The following is a 9181-nucleotide window of genomic DNA, read 5'->3' on the forward strand; positions in this document are numbered from 1 at the left end:
TCTGAGCGGTGATCCGACCTTCGCGGAGCTGCTGGAGCGGGTGCGGGCCACCGACCTCGCGGCCTACGCCCACCAGGACGTCCCCTTCGAACGCCTCGTGGAAGAACTGAACCCCTCCCGTTCCGTCTCCCGCAATCCACTGTTCCAGGTGATGCTGGCCCTGCCGAACCTGCCCGACCCCCAGTGGAAGCTGCGGGGCACCCAGGTGTGTCCGCTGCCCATGGTCGCGCCGGCCGCGCGGTTCGACCTCGCGGTGACGCTCGCCGAGCGGCGCGACGAGCGGGGCGCACCGGCCGGGTTGGACGGTGACGTGCTGCTGGCCGCCGACCTGTTCGAAAAGGACACGGCCCGGAAGCTGGCCGACCGCCTGGTGCGCGTCCTGGAGCAGGTCGCCGCAGAACCGGACATCCGGCTCAGTGAGGTGGACATCCTCACGGCGGACGAGCGCGCACAGGTGGTGGAGCGCTGGAACGATACGGCGCTCGCGGCCCCGGACGCGCTGGTGCCGCAGCTGTTCGAGGAGCGGGCGAGCCTTTCGCCGGACATGGTGGCGGTGCGGTGTGGCCAGGATGTGCTGTCGTACGAGGAGTTGGAGGCGCGGGCGAACCAACTGGCCCACTACTTGACGGGTCGGGGCGTGGGTCGTGAGGCCAGGGTGGGCCTGTGTCTGCCACGTGGTGTCGACATGGTCGTCGCCGAGTTGGCGGTGTGGAAGGCGGGCGGTGCGTTCGTCCCGCTGGATCCGGAGTACCCGGCGGACCGGCTCGCGTTCATGGTGGCCGACAGCGGCGCACGGGTGGTCCTGGGCACGGCCGCCACCCTGGCCGACGTACCGGTGGCGGCGCAGATCGTACTCCTCGACGAGGCACGGACCGCGGCGGAGCTGGCGACGGCACCCACCACCCCCCTGGCCACGACCATCCTGCCCGGCCAACTCGCCTACGTCATCTACACATCAGGCTCGACGGGCCGCCCCAAGGGCGTGGCCGTGGCGCACGACGGAGTGGCGAACCTCGCGGCGGCCATGCGGCCGGCGCTCGGCGTGTCCGAGGGCGTGGCCGTACTCCAGTTCGCGTCGTTCAGTTTCGACGCGGCGGTGCTGGACGTGGCGGTGACGCTGGCCGCGGGCGGCACCCTCGCCATCGCGTCGAGCCGGGAACGAGCCGAGCCCGCGGCCCTGGCCCGGATGATCGACGCCGCCGGGGTGAGTACGGCGAGTGTGGTGCCGTCCCTGTTGAGCGTGCTGGACCCGGCGGACGTGCCGGGCGTACGGAACTGGGTCCTCGGCGCGGAGCTGCTGACCGCGGGCCTGGCGAGCCGGTGGACACCAAAGGCGCGGGTCTGGAACACGTACGGACCCACCGAGGCGACCGTGATGGCCACCGTCGGGCCGGTGGACGCCGGACTCGGGGCGAGCGACGAGCCGCCGCCGATCGGACGACCGCTGGCCAACATGCGGACGTACGTGCTCGACGGCTCCCTGCACCCCGTGCCGCCGGGCGTGGTGGGTGAGGTGTACATCGCGGGGCCGGGCGTGGCGCGCGGCTATGTGGGGCGGCAGGGCCTGACGGCGGAGCGCTTCGTGGCCTGCCCCTTCGCCACGGCAGGCAGGGCGGGTGCGTACGGGGCCGGTGCGAGTGGGCGCATGTACCGGACCGGGGACCTGGCCCGCTGGACGGCCGACGGGCAGCTGCTGTTCGCCGGACGCGCGGACGATCAGGTCAAGATCCGTGGTTTCCGGGTGGAGCTGGGCGAGGTCGAGGCGGCGCTGGCCGCGCGGCCCGGGGTCCGGCAGGCCGTGGCGATGGTGCGCGAGGACCGGCCGGGCGATCGCCGCCTCGTCGCCTATCTCGTACCGGAGGAGCGGCACGACATCGACCCCTGGCGGATACGGGACCAAGTGGCCGCGCGACTACCGGAGTTCATGGTCCCGGCGGCCCTGCTCGTCGTCGATGTGCTGCCGCTCACGGTGAACGGCAAGCTGGACCGGGCCGCGCTGCCGGCGCCGGACTTCACTCGCCGGGCCTCGGGCCGGGAACCGCGCACGCAGACCGAGGAGATCCTGTGCGGCCTGTTCGGAGAGGTGCTCGGCCTCGAATGGGTCGGGGCGGAGGACGGCTTCTTCGAGCTGGGCGGGGATTCGCTGCTGGCGATGCGGCTGATCTCCCGGGTGCGGGCGGTGCTGGAGACGGAGGTGGGCATCGGCGAGCTGTTCGGCGCGCCGACCGTGGCGGGTCTGGCCCGGCTGGTGGACGGGGGCGGGAGTGCGCTCGCGGGGGAGGATCGGGTCGCGTTGGGTCGGCGGTCGAGGCCGGACGTGGTGCCGTTGTCGTTCGCGCAGCAGCGGATGTGGTTCCTGAACCGCATGGAGGAGTCCGTCCCGGGAGCGTCCGCCGCGTACAACGTGCCTTTGGCGCTTCGCATTTCGGGCGTGCTGGATGTGGCCGCCCTGGAGGCGGCGCTCGGTGATGTGGCGGACCGCCACGAGAGCCTGCGCACCGTCTTCCCCGACCTCGACGGGGTCCCGCACCAGCGGATTCTGCGGGCGAGGGAGGGCCGTCCGCCTTTCACCATCGCGCCGATCGACGAGGAGCGGGTGGCGGAGGTGCTCGCCGGGCAGCTGGGTGAGGGTTTTGATCTGCGGGTGGATGTGCCGTGGCGGGTCTGGTTGTTGGTGGTGGGTCCGGGTGAGTTCGTGTTGTCGGTGGTGGCGCATCACGCTCGGCGTGAGGGGCGTGTGCCTGGGTGGGGGCCGTTGCCGGTTCAGTACGCGGATTACGCGTTGTGGCAGCGGGAGGTTCTGGACGGGCTGGATGATCCGGCGAGTGTGATCAGCGGTCAGTTGGCGTACTGGCGGGATGCGTTGGAGGGGATGGCGCAGGAGTTGGTGTTGCCGGTGGATCGTGTGCGGCCTGTGGTGCCGTCGTTCGAGGGGCGGTTGGTGCCGGTGGTGGCGGGTGCGGCCGTCGTTCGAGGGGCGGTTGGTGCCGGTGGTGGCGGGTGCGGGTACGCATGCGCGGTTGGTGGAGGTGGCGGGGCGGGGGCGGGCGACGATGTTCATGGTCGTGCATGCGGCGGTGGGTGTGCTGCTGGCCCGGTTGGGGGCGGGGGAGGACATCGCATTGGGCACGCCGGTGGCGGGGCGTGGTGATGCGGCGTTGGAGGAGCTGGCGGGGTTCTTCGTGAACACGCTAGTACTGCGTACGGATCTGAGCGGTGATCCGACCTTCGCGGAGCTGCTGGAGCGGGTGCGGGCCACCGACCTCGCGGCCTACGCCCACCAGGACGTCCCCTTCGAACGCCTCGTGAACGCCTCGTCGAGGAACTCAACCCGTCCAGGTCCCTCTCCCGCACCCCCCTGTTCCAGGTGATGCTGGCACTCCAGAACGTGCCCGAGGCCACCTGGGACCTGCCCGGCGCGCGAGTGAGCCCGGCACCGCTACCGCCCCGCCTCGCGGCCCGGTTCGACCTGGCGGTGTCCATGGTCGAACGGCGCGACACACTCGGCGCCCCGGCCGGACTCGACGGCGAAATCCTCTACGCCACCGACTTGTTCGACGAGGAAACGGCCCGGAAGCTGGCCGACCGCCTGGCACACGTCCTGGAGCAGGTCGCCGCCGACCCGGACATCCGGCTCAGTGAGGTGGACATCCTCACGGCCGACGAGCGCGCACAGGTGGTGGAGCGCTGGAACGATACGGCCCTCCCGGTGCCCCCCGCGACGGTCGTCGACCTCTTCGAGGAACGGGCGGCGCGCTCCCCGCACGCGGTGGCGGTCGAATCCGGCGAGCACGGTGAGAACGCCCTGACCTACCGGGAATTGGCGGCCGAGGCGGCGCGGCTCGCGCGGTACCTGACCGGGGCGGGCGTCGGACCGGAGTGCCGGGTGGCGGTCGTGGCCGAGCGGTCGGTGGCGCTGGTGGTGGCGCTCGTCGCGGTCGCCATGGCCGGCGGGGTGTTCGTACCGGTGGACCCGGAGTACCCGGCGGACCGGGTGACGCACCTGCTGGAGGACTCCGATCCGGCGGTGGTGCTGTGCACGAAGGCGACACGGGGCGCGATCCGGGCGGAACCCGCGGGGGGCTTGTCCGGCACGGTGGCGCGCACAGGCCCCGCGCCCCGGATCGTGGTCCTGGACGACCCGACGGTCGCCCAGAATGTGGCGTCGTACCCGACCGCCCCACTGCGGCCCACCGAGCGCCTCGCGCCCCTGGCCGGGGACAATGCCGCCTACGTGATCTACACCTCGGGCTCGACGGGCACGCCGAAGGGTGTCGCCGTCTCCCACCTCGGCCTGCGCAATGTCGTCGAGGACAACCTCCGGCGGTACGCGCTGGACGAGGACAGCCGCGTCCTGCAACTCGTCTCACCCAGTTTCGACGTCTCCATGGCCGACGTCTGGCCGACGCTGTGCGCGGGCGCGCGGCTCGTCCTCGCGCCCTCGAAGCTGGACGCGTCCGGCGACGAACTGACCCGTCTGATGCGGGCGCGGCGCGTCACCCACCTGGCGACGACCCCCACGTACCTGCTGCACATGGAGGCGGAGGACGTACCGGAGCTGCGGCTGCTGATCATCGGCGGTGAGCCCATGCCACCGGAGGCACGCCGCCGCTGGCAGCGGGGCCGCGCCATGTACAACCAGTACGGCGTCACCGAGGCGACGATCATCTCCACGGTGAGCGCGGTCCGGCGCGAGCGCGAGGGCGCGGCGCCGATCGGGGGCCCCATCGCCAACACCCGGGTGTACGCGCTGGACACGTCCCTGCGGCCGGTGCCCGTGGGCGTGCCGGGCGAGCTGTACGTCGCCGGTGCCGGCCTCGCACGCGGCTACCTGGGCCGGTCCGGCCTCTCGGCGGAACGGTTCGTCGCGAGCCCGTTCGGGGCGGGGGAGCGGATGTACCGCACCGGTGACGTGGTGCGGTGGACCAGCGAGGGCGAACTGGTCTTCGCGGGGCGTGCCGACGACCAGATGAAGGTCCGCGGCCACCGGATCGAGCCCGGCGAGATCGAGTCCGCCCTGTCCGGCTGCCCCGGGGTGCGCGAGGCCGTGGTGACGATCCGCGAGGACCGCCCGGGCGAGCGCCGACTGATCGGCTATGTGGCCGCCGACGCGCGGGCGGTGGACGGGCGGACCGTACGCGCGCATGCCGCGAACCTGCTGCCGGACCACATGGTGCCGACGGCGGTCATGGTCCTGGACGCCCTGCCGCTGACCGCCAACGGCAAACTGGACCGGGCCGCGCTCCCCGCGCCCGACTTCGCCGAGCGCGTCCTCGGCCGGGAGCCGCGCACGGAGACCGAGCGCGTCCTGTGCGACCTGTTCGCCGAGATGCTCGGGCTCGAACGGGTCGGCGCCGACGACGGCTTCTTCGAGCTGGGCGGCGACTCGATCAGCTCCATGCAGCTGGTGTCCCGGGCACGCCGGGCGGGACTCGTCATGACGCCCCGGCACGTGTTCGAGGAGAAGACGCCCGAGCGTCTCGCCGCCGTCGTCGAGGCGGTGGGCACGGCGGAGCGCGCCGTCACCGACGTCGGCGTCGGAGAGGTCCCCTGGACACCGGTGATGCGGGCGTTCGGCGAGCGCGCGACCGGTGTCCGCTTCGCCCAGTGGACGACCGTCGGCGCGCCCGCGGGCCTCGGCCTCGACGTGCTGGCGGCCGGTCTCGGAGCGGTGCTGGACGCGCACGACATGCTGCGGGCGCGGACCGTCCCCGGCGAGCCGAAGCTGATCGTCGGCGAACGGGGATCGGTGGACGCCGGGGCCCTCGTCGCGCGCGTGGACGCGGGGGGCGTTCGAGCACCCGCACCCGGGGCGGCCGTACCCGAGTCGAACGCACCCGAGTCGCATGCACCAGAGTCGGATGTACCCGTGGGCGCCGACATGCTGATGGAGGACCCCGGCACGCTGGACGAGGTGGCGGGACGGGCGGCGCACGAGGCGGCACGCCGCCTCGACCCGGCGCGCGGCGTCATGGCGCAGGCCGTGTGGGTGGACGCCGGACCCGGACGGACGGGCCGCCTCGTGCTGGTCGTCCACCACTTGGTGGTGGACGGAGTGTCCTGGCGGGTGCTGCTCCCGGACCTCAGGGCGGCGTGCGAGGCGGCCCTCGCAGGGCGCGAACCGGCGCTCGACCCGGTCGGTACGTCGTTCCGGCGCTGGGCGCACCTGCTCACCGCGCAGGCCCGCGACGACCGGCGGATAGCCGAGCTGACCGACTGGACCGCGCTGCTCGGCACCCACCAACCCCCGCTGGGCAAACGGGCGTTGGACCCGACGCAGGACACCGCCCTGACCCTGCGCCGGCGCTCGTGGACCCTGCCTTCGGAGCAGGCGGCCACCCTGGTGGGCCGCACCCCGGGAGCCTTCCACTGCGGCGTGCGCGAGGTGCTCCTCGCGACGTTGGCGGGCGCGGTCGCGCTCTGGCGGCCCGAGACCGCCGCCGGGCTCCTGGTGGACGTCGAGGGCCACGGCCGTGAGCCGCTGGAGGACGCGGACCTGTCCCGTACCGTCGGCTGGTTCACCAGCGTGCACCCGGTCCGCCTGGCGGTGACCGGCGCCGACCTGGACGACGCTATGGCGGGCGGGCCCTCGGCGGGTACGTTGGTGAAGGCCGTGAAGGAGCAGGTCCGGGCGGTGCCCGGCGACGGCCTCGGCTACGAACTGCTCCGCAGGCTCAACCCCGACACGGGCCCGGTCCTCGCGGCCGCGCCGACCGCGCAGATCGGCTTCAACTACCTCGGCCGGTTCGCCGCCGGGGCGGCGGGCACCGTCGACGACTGGCAGCAGGCCGGGGCCGCGGCGATCGGCGGCTCCACCGAACCGGACCTGCCGGCGATGCACGTGGCCGAGGGCCTCGCGGTGGTCAGGGACACCCCGGAAGGGCCCGAGCTGACCGTGACCCTCAGCTGGCCGGAACGGCTCCTGGACGAGACCGACGTGGAGCGCCTCGGCCGGACCTGGGTGGCGATGCTCGACGGTCTCGCCGCGCACACCGACGAGCCGGCGGCGGGCGGTCACACCCCTTCCGACTTCCACCTCCTCGACCTCGAACAGGACGAGGTCGACCAGTTCGAAGCGATAGCAGCCGACCTTGAGGAGGGCCTGTCCCGGTGAAGTCTTCAGCCGCCGCGCAGCGTTCGGCGAGTTCCGCCCACGGCTCCGCCCTGGCGGGAGTGTGGCCGCTGTCCCCCCTCCAGGAGGGCCTGCTGTTCCACGCCGACTTCGACGACCGGGGCCCCGACGTCTACGCCGTGCAGTTCACCCTGGACATCGAAGGCCCCCTGGATGCCCGCAGGTTACGGGCTTCATGGGAAGCGCTCCTCGACCGGCACGCGGCGCTCCGCGCGAGCTTCCACCGCAGGAAGTCGGGCGAGGCGGTCCAACTCATCACCCGGAACGTGACGTTGCCCTGGCGCGAGGCCGACCTGTCCGCACACCCCGCGGCCGACCGCCCGGCCCGGTCCGAGGAACTGGCCGCGGGAGAACGGGCGGAACGACTGGACCTGGCGGTCCCGCCACTGCTCCGACTGCTGCTGATCCGGCTCGACGAGAACCGGCACCGGCTCATCGTGACCTCGCACCACCTCCTGATGGACGGCTGGTCGATGCCCGTCCTGCTGACCGAGCTGTCCCAGGTCTACGCGGCAGGCGGAGACGCGTCCGCACTCAAGAGGGCGGCCTCGTACGGGGATTACCTGGTCTGGCTCGGCCAACAGGACAAGGAGTCGGCACGGTCGGCGTGGCGGGCGGAGCTGGCCGGGTCCGACGAGCCGACCCTCGTCGCCCCGGCCGACGCGGGCAGCACGCCGGTCCTGCCCGACGAGCACCTGGTACGCCTCCCGCAGGACACCACGCGGGCCCTGGCGCAGACGGCCCGCGCCCAGGGCCTGACCGTGAACACGATCGTGCAGGGCGCGTGGGCCCTGGTCCTAGCGCGACTCACCGGGCGTACGGACGTGGTGTTCGGCGCGACCGTGGCGGGCCGCCCCGCGGAACTGCCGGGCGTCGAGTCGATGGTGGGCCTGCTCATCAACACCTTGCCGGTACGCGTGCCGCTCGACGGCGGGCAGCCGGTCGCCGAGATGCTGGCGCGGCTCCAGGAACGCCAGGCGGCGCTCATGGCACACCCCACCCCACCCGCCGAGCCGACCGCCCCCGACACCCCCGCCTTCACCGTCTCACCGGGCGAACAGGCGACCAACTACCCACTGACCCTCGGCATCCTGCTGGCCGACCACCTGAACGTCCGCTTCACGTACTACCCCGACCTGTTCGACCAGCAAGCCATCCGCGAACTCGGCGAACGCCTGGTGCGGGTGCTTGAACAACTGGTGGCGGATCCGTCGGTGTTGGTGGGGCGGGTGGATGTCGCGGGTGTGGTGGAGCGCGGGTTGGTGGTCGACGCCTGGAACGCGACGCGGGCGCCCGTGCCGGGTGTGTCGGTGCAGGAACTGTTTGCCCGTCAGGTGGAGCGCGCTCCGAATGCGCCAGCGGTAATCGATGGCGGACGCGTCGTGTCGTATGAGGAGTTGAGCAACGAGGCGGGTCGCCTGGCCGGGCATTTGGCGGGCCTGGGTGTGGGCCGGGGTGATCGGGTCGCGGTGGTGATGGAGCGGTCGGCCGATCTTCTTGTGACGCTGCTGGGGGTGTGGGAGGCGGGCGCTGCCTACGTCCCGGTGGACCCGGAGTACCCGCCCGAGCGGGTGGCGCTGCTGCTCGCGGATTCGGACCCGGCGGCGGTGGTGTGCACCGGAGCGACGCGCGAAGTCCTGCCGGAGGACATGGCGGTCCGGCCGGTGGTCGTGGATGACACCGAGGTGGCGGCGGCGATCGCCCGCTGCCGGCCCAGGGAGACACGGAGCCCCGTGGGTGCGGAGGACTTGGCGTATGTGATGTATACGTCCGGGTCGACGGGGGTGCCGAAGGGTGTGGCGGTACCGCACGGAAGCGTCGCGGGTCTGGTCGGCGGCCGGGGCTGGTCGGTGGACGCGGGTGACGCCGTGTTGATGCATGCGCCGCATGCTTTCGATGTGTCGTTGTTCGAGGTGTGGGTGCCGTTGGTGGTGGGTGGTCGGGTGGTGGTGGCGGGGCCTGGTGTGGTGGATGCGGGGCGGGTGCGGGAGGCGGTGGCGGAGGGTGTTACGGCGTTGCATGTGACGGCTGGTTTGTTCCGGGTGCTTG

4 protein-coding genes are annotated in these 9181 nt (G+C 72.7%); all 4 read left to right on the plus strand.

Going from position 1 to position 9181, the window contains the following annotated elements; translation table 11 throughout:
• On the plus strand, positions 1-3151 hold a 3151-nt coding region (locus IG54_RS0136890), incomplete at its 5' end, for a non-ribosomal peptide synthetase (RefSeq protein WP_030795447.1).
• Positions 3060-3371: a condensation domain-containing protein gene (locus IG54_RS43525; RefSeq protein WP_267883688.1), complete on the plus strand. Its 312-nt coding sequence runs from the start codon at positions 3060-3062 to the stop codon at positions 3369-3371. The genes IG54_RS0136890 and IG54_RS43525, both read left to right, overlap by 92 nt.
• The gene (locus IG54_RS43530; protein ID WP_267883689.1) at positions 3359-7114 is read left to right on the plus strand and encodes an amino acid adenylation domain-containing protein; all 3756 of its coding nucleotides are present in this window, start codon (positions 3359-3361) and stop codon (positions 7112-7114) included. The genes IG54_RS43525 and IG54_RS43530 overlap by 13 nt, the downstream gene beginning before the upstream one ends.
• Positions 7111-9181 (plus strand): condensation domain-containing protein (locus IG54_RS0136905; protein WP_234336483.1); only part of this gene is annotated, 2071 nt, incomplete at its 3' end. The genes IG54_RS43530 and IG54_RS0136905, both read left to right, overlap by 4 nt.

Origin of the sequence: Streptomyces sp. NRRL S-920 (assembly GCF_000717945.1) — a bacterium.
In the GTDB taxonomy this organism is placed as follows: Bacteria; Actinomycetota; Actinomycetes; order Streptomycetales; family Streptomycetaceae; genus Streptomyces; species Streptomyces alboniger.